The organism is Bacillus massilinigeriensis, assembly GCF_900111815.1.
GTDB classification, from domain to species: domain Bacteria; phylum Bacillota; class Bacilli; order Bacillales; family Cytobacillaceae; genus Mesobacillus_C; species Mesobacillus_C mediterraneensis.
Genome location: NZ_LT630004.1, coordinates 1,752,552 through 1,769,800, shown reverse-complemented (window position 1 = coordinate 1,769,800; position 17,249 = coordinate 1,752,552). Strand labels below are relative to the sequence as shown.

The following is a 17,249-nucleotide window of genomic DNA, read 5'->3' as shown; positions in this document are numbered from 1 at the left end:
GAGAAAATGGAAAAAACATTTTTGATGGTAAAGCCTGATGGCGTACAACGCGGGCTTGTAGGGGACATTGTTGCGCGCTTTGAAAAGAAAGGGTTCCAGCTTGTTGGAGCTAAGCTAATGAGCATCCCTGCAGAATTAGCGGAACAGCATTACGGAGAACACAAAGAGCGTCCATTTTTTGGAGAGCTTGTAGACTTCATTACTTCAGGACCAGTTTTCGCGATGGTTTGGCAAGGCGAGAATGTCATTGCAACTGCGCGCCAAATGATGGGTGCAACCAATCCAAAGGACGCTGCTCCTGGATCCATCAGAGGAGAGTTCGGTTTGACTGTTGGCAAGAACGTCATCCACGGCTCAGATTCTCCTGAAAGCGCTACCCGTGAAATCGGTCTCTTCTTCAAGCCTGAAGAATTGGTTGAATATAACAAGCTTATCAACGAGTGGATTTATTAATCACATTTGCGCTTGCATTTCGCAGGCGCTTTTTTTAATAGGAAAAGATGAACAAGAAGCTTTTTTGGCCGATATAATCACTAGGGATATTTGCCAAAAAGGGAGTTAAGGATATGAATCAGGATTATGAACAATTTATCGGAAAAGTTTATCGCAAGACAGGTGTGAATCTTGCTTTCTATAAAGAGGCACAAATGAAAAGGCGGTTGACGTCGTTATACGAGAAAAAGGGCTTCACATCCTTTTCAGAGTATTTTCAAGCGATCGACTGTGATCCGGTTCTCCTCCATGAATTTCTTGACCGTATAACAATCAATGTGTCAGAATTTTATCGAAACGCAAATAGGTGGAATATACTGGAAAATAGGATTCTTCCCGAAATACTCCGAGGTAGCAGCTTGAAAATATGGAGTGCTGCTTGTTCAACGGGTGAAGAGCCATATACTTTATCTATGGTTTTATCTCAATACTTGCCGTTAAACCAATTTACTATTGATGCGACAGATATTGACAGGAATGCATTGGAAAAGGCAAAGCTTGGGGTTTATACGGATAGGGCTTTGAAGGAGCTTCCAGAATCCATGCTCAAAAAGCACTTTGCAAAGGAAGGAATGCACTACAAACTCTCTCCTGATATAGCAAAGCGGGTACAATTCAAACAGCATAACCTTCTTGAAGATAGGTTTGAGAAAGGATACGACTTGATTGTCTGCCGCAACGTCTTGATATATTTCACAGAAGTTGCCAAAGAAGAGCTTTATCATAAGTTCAGTGGATCACTGAAAAAAGGCGGAATGTTATTCGTTGGAAGTACAGAGCAAATATTCAATCCAGGTAGGTATGGATTTGAAGCTGCCGATACTTTTTTTTATAGAAAACTATGAAGATGGGATACTTTCCCGTTTCAGTTTGTTGACAAACTCCGTTTTTATTGAGTTTGTCTCTTTTTTATTTTAACTAAAGGGTTGGATGGAGCGTTCCTCCAATAGTCTACCAACGAGATTAGAATGATTCCCGTTTTTTTGCAAATATTGCGTTTTTGCGGGAATAAGGGCGTTCATGATAAAATGTCAACAACCCATTTGAGACCCGGTCATTTGAGCAACAATTTTAAAAATTTGGCTATTTTTATTAATAGGCCTATGATATATTGGTACATAATCCTTTAATGAGTTGAAGGGAGAAAGAATGATGAGATTTTTAACTGCAGGGGAATCACATGGTCCCCAGTTAACAGCAATTATTGAAGGTTTGCCAGCTGGATTGCCGCTTACAGCGATAGATATTAATGAAGAACTTAAAAGACGGCAAAAAGGGTACGGCAGAGGAAGGCGAATGCAAATTGAAAAGGATACTGTTCAAATACTTGGTGGAGTAAGGCATGGCTTAACTTTGGGTTCACCAGTTGCGCTCTCTGTTGAAAATAGGGATTGGAGTCATTGGACTAAAATAATGGGGCATGAGCCCCTGGAGGCTGGGACCTCGGAAGAAGTAAAGCGCCAAATCACAAGGCCGCGGCCGGGACACGCAGACTTGAATGGTGCGCTGAAATATGGCCACAGAGACATGCGAAATGTCTTGGAGCGTTCGTCTGCCAGAGAAACAACCATTAGGGTTGCTGCAGGCGCCGTTGCAAAAAAGTTGTTGTCTATGCTGGGAATAGAGTTGGCTTCTCATGTACTTGAAATCGGCGGAATAAAAGCACAACCTGCTGCCTATAAGTCTATTCAACAACTGTATGAAAAAACAGAAGCTTCGCCTGTAAGATGCTTTGATTCAACTGCTGAAAAAGCAATGATGGAGAAAATAGATGAGGCTAAGGAAAATGGCGATTCCATTGGTGGTATTGTTGAAGTTATCGTTGAAGGGATGCCTGTTGGAGTTGGGAGTTATGTTCATTTTGATCGGAAACTAGATGCTAAACTTGCTGCAGCGATAATTAGTATCAATGCCTTTAAAGGTGTGGAATTTGGCATTGGATTTGAAGCGGCAAAGAGACCTGGAAGTGAAGTGCATGACGAAATTCTTTGGGATAAGGAAAAAGGATATCAGCGAAGGACCAACAGGCTCGGCGGGTTTGAAGGCGGTATGACAACGGGCATGCCGATTGTAGTAAGGGGAGTCATGAAACCAATTCCAACATTATACAAGCCGCTTCAAAGTGTAGATATTGAAACAAAGGAGCCTTTTGCTGCAAGCATTGAGCGTTCCGACAGCTGCGCTGTACCTGCAGCTGCTGTAGTGGCGGAACATGCTGTCGCATGGGAACTCGCTTCTGCATTGGTGGAACAATTTGCATCCGATCGGCTAGATAGCTTAAAAGAGTCAATTGAAGCACATCGTAAGTATGCGAGTGAATTTTAATGAAGAGGATAAAGATCAATACTGCATCTAAGGGTTACTGGGTAACATTAGGAGAAAATGCCTCGCGAGAGATGATTCCTTTCATAGTGTCTTTTCCTAACCTTACCTCTATTATGGTTATCACGGATGAAACAGTTGGCATGCTTTACTTAAACGTTCTGAAAGAACAACTAAAAGAGTATCGCTATTATGTTAAAACAGTGCCGTCTAGTGAACATGCGAAGACTTTCGAAGTCTACTATGATTGCCTGACAAGTGCATTAGAACATAAACTGGACCGTAACTCGCTAATCATTGCATTTGGCGGAGGTGCTGTTGGGGATCTTGCGGGTTTTGTCGCTGCAACATTTATGCGAGGGATTCCTTTTATTCAAGTACCGACAACAATATTGGCACATGATAGTGCTGTTGGCGGGAAAGTAGCTGTTAATCACCCGCTTGGAAAAAATATGATTGGTGCCTTCCATCAGCCGGAAGCAGTATTTTATGATACGAACTATCTTTCCTCTCTTCCGATTGCGGAAAGGAGATCAGGCTTTGCAGAAATCATCAAGCACGCGTTGATTAGCGATCGTGCCTTACTTCAATGGCTTTTGGAAAATATTAATGATCTTTCTTCCATGAAGCAAACAGACTTAGAATTTGTCCTCCAAAGAGGCATCAGTATTAAAAGTGAGATTGTCTCTCAAGATGAAAAAGAAACCGGGGTTAGAGCTTTCCTGAACTTCGGCCATACATTGGGTCATGCAATCGAGGGGGAATGTGGATATGGCAACATGACGCACGGTGAAGCGGTTCTTATTGGTATGTTATTTGCACTTAAATTGAGCGAAGAAATTGTGGGATTGAAATTTTCTTTTGCCTCATACATAAACTGGCTTCAAACACTGGGCTATCAAACGCATCTTCCTGAGGGAATCTCCACTCAACGTCTCATGAAAAGAATGAAACAGGATAAGAAATCCGTGGGCGGAAAGATTACTTTTATACTTTTAAAAGATATCGGCTCCCCGGTGAAGAAGGAAATCCCGGATAGCCTTTTGTTTTCCTTGCTGAATAAATTCCTAGAAAAGGGGGGCTGTGAGTGATAAGGGGAGTTAGAGGTGCCATTACAGTTAAGGAAAATACAGAAGCGGAAATCCTAGAAAAAACGGAGAGACTCTTTTTCGAGCTTATAGAACGTAATAGGATTCATCCCGACCAAGTTGCCTCTGTGTTTATCTCGGTAACAGAAGATCTCTCTGCAGCATTTCCTGCTAAAGCTCTAAGGAAATTTAATGACTGGTCCTATGTACCGGTAATGTGTATGAAGGAAATTCCAGTCCCTTCATCGCTACCTAAGTGCATCAGAGTCATGATGCATGTAAATACAGATGTCCCTCAGGATAAAGTGGAACATATATACCTAGAGGAAGCCAAACGATTGAGACCTGATTTGCTTAAGTCTAAACTTTAAAGTGATGGAAGATTAGAAGTGGAATGGAACGGGATGGGAGCTGGGCAGATGAAATGGAAAAAACAGATTCAGGGGCTAAAGGCTTACCAGCCCGGAAAAACGATTAAAGAGGTTAAGAACCATAATGGATTGGACTGTATTGTTAAGCTTGCATCTAATGAAAATCCTTTTGGTTGCCCTCCTGAAGTTCTTGGTATCCTAAGGGATTCCAGCAACGCTCTTGCTTTATATCCAGATGGTAGTGCTACAAAACTTAGAGGAATCCTTTCTTCTCATTTAGAGCTAGATGGAAACCAGTTGATTTTTGGTAACGGCTCTGATGAACTGATCAAAATTATCTCCAGATCACTATTACACAAAGGTACGAATACAGTAATGGCTACCCCAACTTTTCCTCAATACAGACATAATGCACTTATTGAAGGGTGTGAGATAAGAGAAATTCCTCTCTTGAACGGTGCTCATGACCTTGAGGGAATGTTAGCGGCTATTGACTGTGATACCGCAGTTGTATGGCTATGCTCTCCGAATAACCCTACAGGAATTTATATCTCCGAGAATAGAATTCTCGACTTTTTGGAAAGAGTTCCCGAAGATATCTTAGTAGTCCTTGATGAAGCGTATTATGAATATGTTGTCGCTGACGATTATTATCATTCACCAGCACTTGTGCGGATGTTTAAAAATTTAATCGTGCTCCGTACTTTTTCCAAGGTTTATGGACTGGCTAGCCTCCGGATTGGCTATGGGTTTGCCCATCCGGGAATCATTATGGCATTAGAGCCTGTCCGGGAGCCTTTCAATGTTAATTCACTTGCGCTAGCCGCTGCGGAAGAAGCAGTGAAAAATCAGCAGTTTGTTGAGACGGCAAAAATTTTGAACCGTCAAGGAATGGAACAATATGAAGCGTTCTGTAAAAAGCATAAACTGAAGTTTTACTCTTCACAAGGAAACTTTATCCTAATTGATTTCAGTCTTAACGGGGATGAAATTTTTCAGTACCTTTTGGAAAACGGTTTTATTGTACGATCGGGTCAAGCACTAGGCTTCCCAACTACCGCAAGGATTACGATAGGGACTGCTGAGCAAAACAGGGCACTGCTAGATGCATTGAAGGTTTTTCTGGAAGCAAGAAAAGCAATGTTAGAAGGTGAACCATATTGACCGGACGAGTATTGATCATTGGGCTTGGTTTGATTGGCGGCTCGCTTGCGATTTGTATTAAATCTGAAAATGAAGAATGTATAGTGACTGGATATGATCAAGATAAGGAACAGTTAAGATTGGCAAAATTGCTAGGAATAATCGATTGCGAAGCCGACCGAATTGAAGCAGAAGCAGGCAAGGCGGATTTAATTATTGTAGCCACTCCGGTAGCCGCATCCGTTGGGATTATGGAGATGCTATCGAAAATGCGGCTTAAGCAGGGTGCTATTGTTACCGACACGGGGAGTACGAAGCGAACAGTTAGCCGGTATGGTGATCTTCTTCGAGAAAATGGGGCAGTATTTATCGGCGGCCATCCAATGGCCGGCTCCCATAAAAGCGGTGTGACCGCAGCAAAGAAGATACTTTTTGAAAATGCTTATTATATGCTTACACCTGAGGAATATGTCAGTGCGAGCTCAATGGAAGCATTGAAAGAATGGCTAAAAGGGACGAAAGCAAAGTTTTTGGTTGTATCTCCAGATTATCACGATTATCTGACAGGAGTTGTCAGCCATTTTCCTCATCTCGTCGCAGCCTCACTCGTTCATCAGGCGGCTCAAGCGGAGGAAACCCATGAGTTAGTAGGCAGATTGGCAGCAGGAGGGTTCAGGGATATTACGAGGATTGCTTCAGGCAGTCCTGAGATGTGGAAGGATATTTTTATAGATAATAGAGATGTTTTACTGACGCTTTTAAAAGATTGGAAAGATGAAATGCATCATGTGGAGGAGCTTCTTTTATCCGCAGATGCTGGCTCTATTAAAGACTATATTACAAAGGCAAAACAGTATCGGGACGGCCTCCCAACAAGGGATAAAGGAGCTATTCCATCTTTTTACGATCTTTTTGTTGACGTTCCGGACTACCCAGGTGTGGTTTCCGAAATAACAGGGTATCTTGCGAGGGAGGAAATTAGCATCGTAAATATCCGGATTGTTGAGACAAGAGAAGGGGTATACGGGGTCCTAGTGCTGAGTTTTCAGACAGAGAGCGATAGGCTGTTTGCACAGAATTGTCTATTACGTAATACGGATTATGATATGTCAGTAGGATAAAAAGGAGTCGAATATGGAAGCGAGAAGGTTACAAACAACGAAGAGCGGACTTGTTGGAACCATTGAAGTTCCAGGAGACAAATCTATTTCTCATCGGGCAGTCATGTTTGGTGCTATGGCCAAAGGCAAAACCACTGTAGAGAACTTTCTCCCAGGAGAAGATTGTCTTAGTACTATTTCCTGTTTCCGAAAGTTAGGAGTACACATTCAGCAGGAAGGTACTGAAGTCATTATTGAAGGAACAGGCTTGAAAGGCTTTAGGGAGCCTGTGGAGGTACTGGATGTTGGAAACTCTGGAACGACAATCCGACTGCTTACAGGAATTCTTGCGGGAAGGCCATTCCGTACGGTTTTGACAGGGGATGATTCTATCGCCAAGAGGCCAATGACACGAGTGGTGGAACCGCTTCGTCTGATGGGAGCCTCTATAGATGGGAGAAAAAGTGGCGAATATACTCCGCTTTCTGTGAGAGGCGATGCGTTAAAAGGAATCGAGTATAAATTGCCAATCGCTAGTGCACAGGTGAAATCGTCCATCCTGCTTGCTGGATTGCAGGCAAAAGGCAGAACAACGGTTGTGGAACCAGAAAAAACTAGGGACCATACGGAAAAGATGATTGAACTTTTCGGGGGAAGCGTTACTTCAGAAGGCCTAACTGCTTCTGTAGAAGGAGGACAAGAGCTATCAGGTACCCATGTTCATGTACCCGGAGATATTTCATCAGCCGCTTTTTTCCTTGCTGCAGGATGCATCGTTCCCGGCAGTGATATCGAGTTAAGGAATGTAGGTTTGAATTCCACGCGCACAGGAATACTCGATGTACTCGAAAGAATGGGAGCTGAGATTGTAATATCTCCAAGTAACAAAGGGTCAGGTGAGCCAAGCGGGACAATAAGAGTGAAATACTCTGAACTGCAGGGGACTGTTATCGAGGGAGCGATGATTCCCCGCTTGATAGATGAAATACCAATTATATCTCTTATTGCTACTCAGGCAACTGGAGTGACGATTGTTAGGGATGCCAAGGAGTTAAAGGTAAAAGAAACAAACCGAATTGACACTGTAGTGAAAGAGTTAACGAAGCTTGGTGCCAACATTGAAGCAACTGAAGACGGAATGATCATTACTGGGGGTGGCATGCTGCATGGTGGAACAGTCTCAAGCCATGGAGATCATCGAATTGGAATGATGCTTGCTATCGCTTCCCTCATAGCTAACGGAGAGGTATACCTGGAGAAGTGCGAAGCGATAAATGTATCATATCCCCGATTCTTCGAGCATCTCGCATTTCTATGCGATTAAAACCCTAGGGAGCTTTTTCCTAATAAAGGTGAAAGGAAGCAAAACAGCATTAAAAAGGCAAGCTCGCGACCAATTTGCCATTCGTTAGCCAGAACGCGATGTAAGTTACATTTCATGAAGTCAATATGTTATTTGCAGCATAAAGCAAAGGTAAGGTACAATTTGTAGTTGAGAAATGGGGAAAGCGGTTGATTAGAAAAGCAGAGTGATACGATTATATGCTTCTCTTAACTCCCCGGTATTTAGGGAAGGAAGAAAAATGATGGTACATAAAATGATAGAGCATCTGGAAACAGGAAACCTTGAAGAAGCCCAAAAGGCATTCAAATACGTATTGGAAATGGGAAGCGACGAAGAGCAGTTTCTCCTTGCGGAAGAACTGGTCCGTTTCGGACTTCTGGAAGAGTCACAGACACTTCTTGAAAAGCTGTTAATTAGCTACCCAAATGAAGGAGAAATTCTTGTCCTATTGGCTGAAATTATTTTGGAATCTGGGGAAGAGGAGAGAGCAATGCTACTGCTTGAACAGGTTCGTCCTGATGATGCAGAGTATCCCAGAGCCCTCCTCTTAATGGCTGATCTTTATCAAATGGAAGGGCTATATGAGGTGAGTGAGCGTAAGCTTTTGGAAGCTAAACGTCTTTTGCCAAATGAATCGCTGCTCGATTTTGCTCTTGGAGAACTATATGCGGAACAAGGAAAACACTCGGAGGCTATTTCTTCCTATGCTGAAATCCTGAAAAAACAGGAAGAGATTGCTGGTTCAAATGTATACCAAAGGATAGCAGAAAACTTGAGTGCATCAGGAGAATTTGAAGAGGCTCTTCCTTATTATGAGAAGGCTATGGAACAAAAACTTGAAATCAATACACTGTTTGGATATGCCTTCACTGCATTGCAGGCTGGAAAATATAATACAGCTATTGGGAAATTTGAAGAATTGAGAGCACTTGACCCAGAATATCACTCCTTATATCTGTACCTCGCCAGGGCATATGAACACGAGGGGATGGATAGAGAAGCCTTCGGAGCAGTTATGGAAGGTATTAAAGCTGATTCCTATAATAAGGAACTTTATTTTTATGGAGGAAAACTTGCACTGAAGCTTGGGAATGAAAGTGAAGCGGAAAGACTGCTGAGAGAAGCGATTGCCCTTGATCCGGAATTTACCCAAGGTATTCTATTGCTTAACAGGCTCTTGATCAGACAGGAAAGGTATGAAGAAGTCGATGAATTGATTTCCATTGCTGAAGCAAATGAAGAAGAAGAGCCGCAGTTGCTATGGGACTCTGCAATTGCAAAGTCTCATTTGGAACAATATTCAGAGGCATTAAATAAATACCGTCTTGCATATAATTTCTTTAAAGACAACAAAGATTTTCTTGTTGACTACGGTTATTTTTTGATTGAAGAAGGAAAAATAGCCGAGGCTGGCGAAATTTTTAGTACACTAGCTAGAAATGACCAGGGGAATGAGGAATACCGAGAAATTCTTCAACGACTTACAGACGACGTTTAAAAAAGTTGAGCTGCAGAGGAGGGAATCAAAATGACAACCCCTGTTTCTGTCAACGAGAAAAAGGACTTTATCCGCTGGTTTTTGAACCATTACCAACTGAAGAGACGGGAATGTGTTTGGATACTGAACTATTTGATGAGTCATGACCAGCTGATGAAACGAGTCCATTTCGTTGAAAGCGCCCAGTTTTGTCCAAGGGGGCTGTTAATGTCTACGCATTGTGTCGATGAAGTGCCATTTCGGTTTTACAAAGAAAATGTAATGACAACTGATGCTGAGAAGTCTTTCCATGACATCAGGCTCAACCGTGATGAGGAGATTTATATTCAGTTGAATTTCCACGCCTCCAACAAAGCCCCTCAGTTTGCAGCAGTGCTTGAAGATAACCCTTTTATGCCCAGGAATACCCAAATAAGCGAAAAAGACAGGCTTATTGCGGAAAGACTCTTATCAGACAGCATTGAACGGTTTCAAAGGGAGAAGCTGACTTTACTTATTGATGAAGCTCTTGATAGACAGGATGAGGAAGCTTTTAAAAGGCTTACGGAGCAGCTGAAGAAACTCGTACCTCGTAAGTAGCTAGCCTTGCTTGTTATCAAGCAGGCTTTTTATTTTGGACAAGCAGGACGTCATGGTAGGATTAGGATGAAGTATGAAAAAGAAAAAGTCATTGGAGTGATATGATGAAATGGGTACCTGCTGACATCGAAATGTATTTGCAGGCGGCAGAGTATGTGGATACTGCCATTATTCCACTGTTGCCAATCGATTTAGAAGATGGAATGAAAGACTCTGCAACAAAAACAGAATTTGCTACATTGCTTTCCGGTTTTTTAGAGAGGCAATTCAGGGGACGTGTCATTCTTATGCCGGGGATTCCTTATCAAAAGGGTATGGAAGATAACGTGCTTCCTCAGTTGGAAGAGTGGAATAAGTCACTAGGAAAAGTTAGTTTAAGGCATGTTTTTTTCATTACTTCCGATCTTGCATGGAAGCAAAGAGAAGACAAAATTGGCGGAAATCTTCTATGGGTTCCTTCCTTGCCTCTCCAGCAAATGGACGAGCGCTCGAAAACCGCCGCATTGGAAGACCAGGCAGCGCAGTTGATGTCGCTATTTGCTCAAAAATGGGAGGAATCTGATACTGTGTAAGGAAAGTCACTGCAAAAAATGTTTTCAACATAGTATTATATTGATTTTATAGAAAGATTGATATATCATGATTATGTCCTAGTATAAATGTGTTCAAATTATGTCCAAAGGGATTGACCTGGGAATAGAGGGGGGAAAAAGGTGAGCAAAAATCGTGTTTCAAGACGGCAATTTTTGAACTATACTCTTACAGGTGTAGGCGGTTTCATGGCTGCTGGCATGCTGATGCCAATGGTCCGTTTTGCAGTGGACCCAGTCTTGAAAGCAAATGCTGCCGGTGATTTCACTGCGACAAAGTTAAATGTCGACAAAATCACGAAAGAACCGCAGCGGGTCGACTTCACATTTGAACAAAAAGACGCGTGGTACGAGTCGGAGGTTACTAATACTGCATGGGTATACAAGAATGACGAAGGCAAGATTGTAGCCCTTTCGCCAGTTTGTAAGCATCTAGGCTGTGTTGTTGCCTGGAACACCGACAAAAACAATCCAAACAGGTTCTTTTGTCCATGCCATTTCGGCTTGTACGAAAAGGACGGGATGAATGTTAAGGGCACACCGCCGTTGGCACCGCTCGATGAATATCCTTACAAAGTTAAGGACGGTATTCTGTATCTTGGAAAAGCCAAACCACGGAAGGAGGCGTAATTCATGCTGAATAAAATTTATGACTGGGTTGACGAACGGCTCGATATTACGCCTTTGTGGCGGGATATCGCTGACCATGAGGTTCCCGAGCATGTAAACCCAGCCCACCATTTTTCGGCTTTCGTTTACTGCTTTGGCGGCCTGACATTTTTTATTACTGTCATTCAAATTCTATCTGGAATGTTCTTAACAATGTACTACGTTCCAGATATTAAGAACGCATGGCAATCTGTGTACTACCTTCAAAATGAAGTAGCTTTTGGCCAGATTGTCAGGGGAATGCATCACTGGGGAGCAAGTTTGGTTATTGTCATGATGTTCCTACATACTCTTCGCGTATTTTTCCAGGGAGCCTATAAGAAACCACGTGAGCTTAACTGGGTCGTAGGAGTTTTGATTTTCTTTGTAATGCTTGGACTTGGATTGACAGGATATCTTCTTCCATGGGATATGAAAGCGCTCTTTGCGACAAAGGTAACGCTGCAAATCATGGAAGCAACTCCGCTTATTGGACCTCAGGTTAAAACATTGATGGCTGGTCATCATGATATCGTTGGAGCTCAAACACTTACGCGTTTCTTTGCCATTCATGTATTCTTCCTGCCGGCAGCACTTCTCGGACTGATGGGAGCCCACTTCCTGATGATTCGGAAACAAGGGATTTCAGGTCCATTATGATTTTTGGTAAATAAACTGTTGTTCGGATACGAACTTATTCGTACAACTTTACGGAAAAAGGAGGGGATTGCTCGATGCATCGCGGTAAAGGGATGAAGTTTGTAGGAGACTCACGTGTTCCTGCAGAACGAAAACCTAATATTCCAAAGGATTATTCGGAATACCCTGGCAAAACGGAAGCCTTTTGGCCAAACTTCCTTTTGAAGGAATGGATGGTCGGCGCTGTTTTTCTGATTGGATTCTTATGCTTGACAGTAGCCCATCCGTCACCGCTAGAAAGGATTGCGGACCCGACGGACACAGGCTATATTCCGCTACCAGACTGGTATTTCCTTTTCTTATACCAGCTATTGAAGTACACTTTTGCTTCTGGCCCATATACTGTTATCGGCGCAATGGTTATTCCAGGACTGGCATTCGGAGCATTAATGTTGGCACCTTTTATTGACAGGGGGCCTGAGCGCCGCCCGACGAGAAGACCTTTAGCAACGGCATTCATGCTCTTGGCGATTGCTGGCATTTTCTATCTAACTTGGGAATCAGTTGCTACTCATGATTGGGAAGCTGCAAAGAAACAAGGTGAGATATCTGATGTTACAATTGACAAGAATGCAGAAGGCTACAAAATTGCACAAGCTAACACTTGTACGAGCTGCCATGGCGGGGAACTCTCAGGAGGAGCATCAGCACCGAAACTAGTTGGTACAGGATTGAAACCTGAAGAGATTGCTAAAATTGCAAAAGAAGGTAAAGGCGCTATGCCTGCAGGAATTTTCAAAGGTTCTGATGAAGAGCTGAAGAAAATGTCCGAATATCTAGCAGAGTTAAAGTAAGCATGAAAAGCCAGCGATTTCCGCTGGCTTTTTTTAAAATCCAGATAATTAGTTTGGTAGTGGATTTATGCTTACTTTCTTTTGTTGCGTTCTTGCGTTATCAAAAAAAACACTCCGTAAAAAGGATGGGGCCAATGTTCAAATTGCTATATCCACAGCTTGCAACAAGGAGTATGCTTTGGTTTTTGCTCTTAGCGAATATTGCAGGAACAGCTTATGGATACTACTGGTATCAATGGCAGTTAGCAGATACTCCTGCTATATTTTTGCTTTTTGTACCTGACAGCCCGACAGCGAGCCTGTTTTTTGTCTTTGTTTTAATTGGATTTCTTCTTAGAAGGAATTGGCCTTATTTCGAGGCGCTTGCTTTTGTTACGCTTTTTAAGTATGGAATATGGGCAGTTGTCATGAATCTGCTTGTTTTTACTACTACTGGACATATGGACGCAGTTGGATGGATGCTTGTTGCTTCACATTTCGCTATGGCGATGGAAGGACTGCTGTTTGCTCCCTTTTATCGTTTCCGATTAAAGCATTTAGCAGTTGCTGCAATTTTTGTTCTTCATAATGAGATTATCGATTATGTCTTTATGATGATGCCCCGGTATCATATGCTGGATACCTATATAAAAGAAATAAGCTACTTTACTTTTTGGCTGAGTGTCATTTCGATTTGGGTTGCATATCATTTCACGATCAGAAAAAAACGCATTGTTCTAACAATAGAATAATGGTCGAAAAGGTCTATCCTTGTCCATGTACTCATATATTGTAAAAGCAATTATAGGGGGGACAGGGGATGGGACCGAGAATCGTAGCTGTAATACTCACATTGTTATTGCTGTGCCCGCTGTCAGCAGCATATGGGAGAGAAAATTTATCTCCGGTTGACGAGCTTGATCGCCTTTCGGATGAATCACTTCAGATGGTAAAGCTTCACCGCTATAACGATGCCAAAAGGCTGCTGAATCAATTCGAAAAAGAATTTCTTGAAGCAGCGGGAGAAGGCAGTCGCTTTTCAATGGATGAGCTGAGGATTGTGACTGTGGCACATGATGAAGCTGAAAAAGCGGTGACAAGCGTGGCGATGGAGCATGATGAAAGAATGGGTAAAGTAACAAAATTTCGTCTAGTGATGGATGCGCTTCATTCTAAGCATCAGCCCCTATGGACTGGAATGGAAGAACCTATCATGACCGTTTTCGGGAGCATGAAGAAAGCTGCACAAGAAGGAGATAGCAGCGATTTTAACCAAAACCTTAACTCTTTCCTTTCTCTCTATGAAATGATCCATCCAAGCCTAAAGGTGGATATCAAACGTGACAGAATGCAGCAGCTGGATGCAAGAGTAAACTATATTGACCATTATCGGCCGGATATTGTTACAAAATATACAAGCCAGAAAGAGCTCGATGCTTTGGAGGCGGATTTGGAAACGATATTCGATGATATGACGGAAGATGAAACAGATCCGTCACTATGGTGGGTAATCCTTTCCACTGGCAGCATCATTATTTTAACTCTTTCTTATGTCGGATGGAGAAAATACCGGGCAGATAAAGAGAAAAAACAAAACAGGCAAAAAGAGCGAAAGAATTGACACCGTTTGGGAAGCCTACTAAAATAATTACTAACACCATGACCTTTAGGGAGGTTCCATATTGTTATTTCTCGTTTATTTTGCAATCATCATCATCATTCCCCTCTGGGCACAAATGAAGGTGAAGAGTGCATACAAAAAGTATTCGCAAGTTGCCTCATCGTCTCAAATGCGGGGAGCTGAAGTTGCAAGAAAAATTTTAGATGAAAATGGTCTTTATCATGTCGGTATTGAAGAAACTAGGGGACATTTAAGCGATCATTACGATCCAAGATCAAAAACGGTGAGATTATCATCAAATAATTATCATGGTCACTCTGTGGCTGCTGCTGCTATTGCGGCGCATGAAGTAGGACACGCAATCCAAGACGCCGAAAATTATTCCTTCCTTCGGTTCCGTCATGCGCTTGTTCCGGTAGCTAGTCTTGGGTCGAATCTTTCCTGGGTATTGATTATGATCGGTATTTTCGCCAATCTTTCGGGTATGCTTCTAGCAGGAATTATTTTTATGGCAGGAGCGGTAGTCTTTCAGGTCATTACCTTACCGGTTGAATTTAATGCTTCTAGCCGTGCAATGGAGCAAGTTGTTTCCGCGGGTGTGATCCGAAATGATGAGGAAAGGGAGACCAGGAAAGTACTGAACGCCGCTGCCCTGACGTACGTAGCCGCAGCTGCTGTTGCCGTTCTGGAACTTGTGCGACTTGTTTTAATTTATACAGGCATGACGAGGGACGAATAGGAAAGCCGCCAAATTGGCGGCTTTTCATCTTTCTAGCGGCAACTTATTCTCATCGAGGGTAAAACCTTCCCCAAGAACGTCATGAACTACTGATACGGAAACGAATGCGTGAGGATCCACGGAGTTGATAACATCTTTCAGCTTGACAATTTCATTCTTCGCTACTACACAGTAAAGGACATTGCGCTCTTTTTTGGTGAAGGAGCCGATTGCTTTAAGCACGGTTACTCCTCTCCCCATCTCCATGAGGATTTTGTCGGCAATTTGCTCATTTTTTTCTGAAATGATCATCGCGCCTCTTGCAGTGTAAGCGCCCTCTTGCATAAAATCGATGACACGGGCACCAATAAAGACGACGACCAGCGTATACATCGCTTCCCTGTAGTCGAGGTATGTAAGAAGGGAAAGTGTAATGACGAAAAAGTCGAAAATAAACATCGTTCTACCCATCGTCCAGCCAAAGTATTTATTGGCAAGGCGTGCGATGATATCAACTCCTCCTGTAGTCCCACCGAAACGGAAGATAATTCCAAGTCCGATACCGATAAAAACACCGGCAAACAATGATGCTAGAAATAAGTCTTCATATAGCGGCATTTCAATTTGATATTTTTGGAAAATCGCTAAAAACAACGAAACGCTCAATGTTCCTATTATGGTATAAAGGAAAACACTCCTTCCAAGTAGCCTCCATCCCAAAAAGAAGAGCGGGATGTTCAAAAGAAGATTTGTTACAGAAGGCGCCCACTTGAATACAGAGTAGAGCAGCAGGGTAATACCAGTGAATCCGCCTTCAGCCAGGTTGTTCTGGATATTGAAGTGTACTAGGCCAAAAGAAAATATCGCAGCGCCAAGCATAATGAAAAGTATATTTTTAAATCTAAGGCCAAAAATCATTTTATTCCCCCGTTCTTAAAATAATACGAAAATATTGAAAACAAAAGCGGATTAATTATATAAAATATATTCCTTAAGGGCAATCTTTTACAGTCGAGTATTGCTGAAAACATACAAAAATATTTGTCAAAGAGTTGCCGGTAGGCTAACATCAAAATGAGGAAAGCAGAAAAACTAGAGGTGAGAACACTGAGTAAAAAAAAAACCGTCAATCAATTGCAGGAAGAAGTCGATACATATATCAGTCAATTTAAAGAGGGATATTTCAGTCCGCTTGCCATGATGGCTCGAATGACGGAAGAACTTGGAGAACTGGCGAGGGAAGTCAACCATTATTATGGTGAAAAGCCAAAGAAGGCAAGTGAAAATGAAAAGGAAATTAAAGAAGAGCTAGGAGATTTACTGTTTGTCCTAATCTGTTTTGCGAACTCGCTTGGAATAGATTTAGAAGAAGCTCATGATACGGTAATGAAGAAATATAACTCACGTGATAAGGATAGGTGGACTAGAATCGACTCAGAGGGGAAGGGAAACAAAAAATGAATAAAATCAAAATTGCAGTGGCTGGGCCACGCGGGAGAATGGGAAGCGAAGCGGTAAAAATGGTTTTGAATACAGAAAACTTTGAACTGGTCGCAGCAATAGATCATAGGGAAGGATGGAAGACGATAGGAGAGATAGAAGGGATGCCGCCATCCCAAGCACCTGTTTACACTGAAATGGCAGTTTGCCTAACGAAAGAACAACCGGATGTTCTAATAGACCTCACAACTCCTGAAGCGGGGATGGATCATGCCAGGACTGCCTTGCAGCATGGAGTTCGACCAGTTGTTGGCACCACTGGCTTTACCCAAGAGGATTTGGCGGAGCTGGAAGAGATTTGCCAGATTAGAGAACTTGGTTGTATTATTGCTCCTAACTTTGCAGTAGGAGCTATTCTGATGATGAAATTTTCTCAGTTGGCAGCAAGGTATTTCCCCGCAGTAGAAATAATCGAACTTCATCATGATAAGAAGCTTGATGCACCATCAGGGACTGCTGTTAAGACAGCACAAATGATTGCGCAAACAAGGGAAGCGATGAAGCAGGGACATCCTGATGAAAAGGAAACGATGGGTGGCGCTCGTGGTGCCGATTTTGAAGGAATGCGCATTCATTCTGTTCGACTTCCAGGCCTTGTTGCTCATCAACAAGTAATGTTCGGGGCAGATGGGCAGACGCTTACCATTAGCCATGACTCTTATAACCGTGCTTCCTTTATGTCAGGTGTGAAGCTTGCGGTTGATACAGTGGTAAAGCTTGATTCTTTTGTATACGGACTCGAAAATATCCTAGAGTAGGAGC

20 protein-coding genes are annotated in these 17,249 nt (G+C 42.5%); 19 read left to right on the top strand and 1 reads right to left on the bottom strand.

The features are described from left to right. Window positions 1–6 precede the first annotated feature (6 nt). The 17 genes from ndk (at window position 7) to BQ5796_RS09175 (ending at window position 15,008) form a co-directional block, all read left to right on the top strand. Window positions 7–453: a nucleoside-diphosphate kinase gene (gene ndk / locus BQ5796_RS09255; RefSeq protein WP_071459968.1), complete on the top strand. Its 447-nt coding sequence runs from the start codon at window positions 7–9 to the stop codon at window positions 451–453. Window positions 454–566: 113 nt separating this feature from the next. Next, window positions 567–1,337, top strand: a complete 771-nt coding sequence (locus tag BQ5796_RS09250; RefSeq protein ID WP_071459967.1) for a CheR family methyltransferase — start codon at window positions 567–569, stop codon at window positions 1,335–1,337. A 307-nt stretch (window positions 1,338–1,644) separates the two neighbouring features. Next, on the top strand, window positions 1,645–2,817 hold the full coding sequence (gene aroC / locus BQ5796_RS09245) for a chorismate synthase (RefSeq protein ID WP_071459966.1): 1,173 nt from the start codon (window positions 1,645–1,647) through the stop codon (window positions 2,815–2,817). Further along, the gene (gene aroB / locus BQ5796_RS09240) at window positions 2,817–3,905 is read left to right on the top strand and encodes a 3-dehydroquinate synthase (RefSeq protein WP_071459965.1); all 1,089 of its coding nucleotides are present in this window, start codon (window positions 2,817–2,819) and stop codon (window positions 3,903–3,905) included. The genes aroC and aroB overlap by 1 nt, the downstream gene beginning before the upstream one ends. Further along, the gene (aroH, locus tag BQ5796_RS09235) at window positions 3,902–4,273 is read left to right on the top strand and encodes a chorismate mutase (RefSeq protein WP_071459964.1); all 372 of its coding nucleotides are present in this window, start codon (window positions 3,902–3,904) and stop codon (window positions 4,271–4,273) included. The genes aroB and aroH overlap by 4 nt, the downstream gene beginning before the upstream one ends. A gap of 48 nt (window positions 4,274–4,321) precedes the next feature. Beyond that, window positions 4,322–5,437 (top strand): histidinol-phosphate transaminase, encoded by a 1,116-nt coding sequence (gene hisC, locus BQ5796_RS09230; RefSeq protein ID WP_071461237.1) that lies wholly within the window; start codon window positions 4,322–4,324, stop codon window positions 5,435–5,437. Further along, complete coding sequence (locus BQ5796_RS09225; RefSeq protein ID WP_071459963.1) at window positions 5,434–6,537, top strand: prephenate dehydrogenase; 1,104 nt, start codon at window positions 5,434–5,436, stop codon at window positions 6,535–6,537. Before hisC ends, BQ5796_RS09225 begins: the two co-directional genes overlap by 4 nt. A gap of 13 nt (window positions 6,538–6,550) precedes the next feature. Then, a complete protein-coding gene (aroA, locus tag BQ5796_RS09220; protein WP_071459962.1) occupies window positions 6,551–7,840 on the top strand; it encodes a 3-phosphoshikimate 1-carboxyvinyltransferase in 1,290 nt (429 codons plus the stop codon). Between the two features lie 259 nt (window positions 7,841–8,099). Continuing rightward, a complete protein-coding gene (locus tag BQ5796_RS09215; RefSeq protein ID WP_071459961.1) occupies window positions 8,100–9,359 on the top strand; it encodes a tetratricopeptide repeat protein in 1,260 nt (419 codons plus the stop codon). A gap of 30 nt (window positions 9,360–9,389) precedes the next feature. Continuing rightward, entirely contained in the window at window positions 9,390–9,938 is a 549-nt protein-coding gene (locus BQ5796_RS09210) for a ReoY family proteolytic degradation factor (RefSeq protein ID WP_071459960.1), read from the top strand. Between the two features lie 104 nt (window positions 9,939–10,042). Continuing rightward, window positions 10,043–10,510: a YpiF family protein gene (locus tag BQ5796_RS09205; protein WP_071459959.1), complete on the top strand. Its 468-nt coding sequence runs from the start codon at window positions 10,043–10,045 to the stop codon at window positions 10,508–10,510. A 141-nt stretch (window positions 10,511–10,651) separates the two neighbouring features. Further along, window positions 10,652–11,158 (top strand): QcrA and Rieske domain-containing protein, encoded by a 507-nt coding sequence (locus BQ5796_RS09200; RefSeq protein WP_071459958.1) that lies wholly within the window; start codon window positions 10,652–10,654, stop codon window positions 11,156–11,158. A 3-nt stretch (window positions 11,159–11,161) separates the two neighbouring features. Further along, complete coding sequence (qcrB, locus tag BQ5796_RS09195; RefSeq protein ID WP_071459957.1) at window positions 11,162–11,836, top strand: menaquinol-cytochrome c reductase cytochrome b subunit; 675 nt, start codon at window positions 11,162–11,164, stop codon at window positions 11,834–11,836. Between the two features lie 74 nt (window positions 11,837–11,910). Then, on the top strand, window positions 11,911–12,669 hold the full coding sequence (locus BQ5796_RS09190) for a menaquinol-cytochrome c reductase cytochrome b/c subunit (RefSeq protein WP_071459956.1): 759 nt from the start codon (window positions 11,911–11,913) through the stop codon (window positions 12,667–12,669). Window positions 12,670–12,803: 134 nt separating this feature from the next. Then, window positions 12,804–13,400, top strand: a complete 597-nt coding sequence (gene lhaT, locus BQ5796_RS09185; RefSeq protein ID WP_071461236.1) for a lipoprotein heptaprenylglyceryl N-acetyltransferase LhaT — start codon at window positions 12,804–12,806, stop codon at window positions 13,398–13,400. 68 nt (window positions 13,401–13,468) lie between these two features. Then, window positions 13,469–14,269 carry a sporulation protein YpjB gene (gene ypjB / locus BQ5796_RS09180; protein ID WP_071459955.1) on the top strand — a complete coding sequence of 267 codons (801 nt, stop codon included), beginning with the start codon at window positions 13,469–13,471 and terminating at the stop codon, window positions 14,267–14,269. 61 nt (window positions 14,270–14,330) lie between these two features. Beyond that, window positions 14,331–15,008: a zinc metallopeptidase gene (locus BQ5796_RS09175; protein WP_071459954.1), complete on the top strand. Its 678-nt coding sequence runs from the start codon at window positions 14,331–14,333 to the stop codon at window positions 15,006–15,008. Window positions 15,009–15,032: 24 nt separating this feature from the next. Here the strand turns inward: BQ5796_RS09175 and BQ5796_RS09170 are convergent, their stop codons facing one another. Continuing rightward, window positions 15,033–15,905, bottom strand: coding sequence for a YitT family protein (locus BQ5796_RS09170; RefSeq protein ID WP_071459953.1), 873 nt, complete (start codon window positions 15,903–15,905; stop codon window positions 15,033–15,035). Between the two features lie 156 nt (window positions 15,906–16,061). On the opposite strand from BQ5796_RS09170, the gene BQ5796_RS09165 reads away from it, so the two are divergent. Next, entirely contained in the window at window positions 16,062–16,448 is a 387-nt protein-coding gene (locus BQ5796_RS09165) for a nucleotide pyrophosphohydrolase (protein ID WP_071459952.1), read from the top strand. After that, window positions 16,445–17,245 carry a 4-hydroxy-tetrahydrodipicolinate reductase gene (dapB, locus tag BQ5796_RS09160; RefSeq protein ID WP_071459951.1) on the top strand — a complete coding sequence of 267 codons (801 nt, stop codon included), beginning with the start codon at window positions 16,445–16,447 and terminating at the stop codon, window positions 17,243–17,245. The genes BQ5796_RS09165 and dapB overlap by 4 nt, the downstream gene beginning before the upstream one ends. Window positions 17,246–17,249 lie beyond the last annotated feature (4 nt).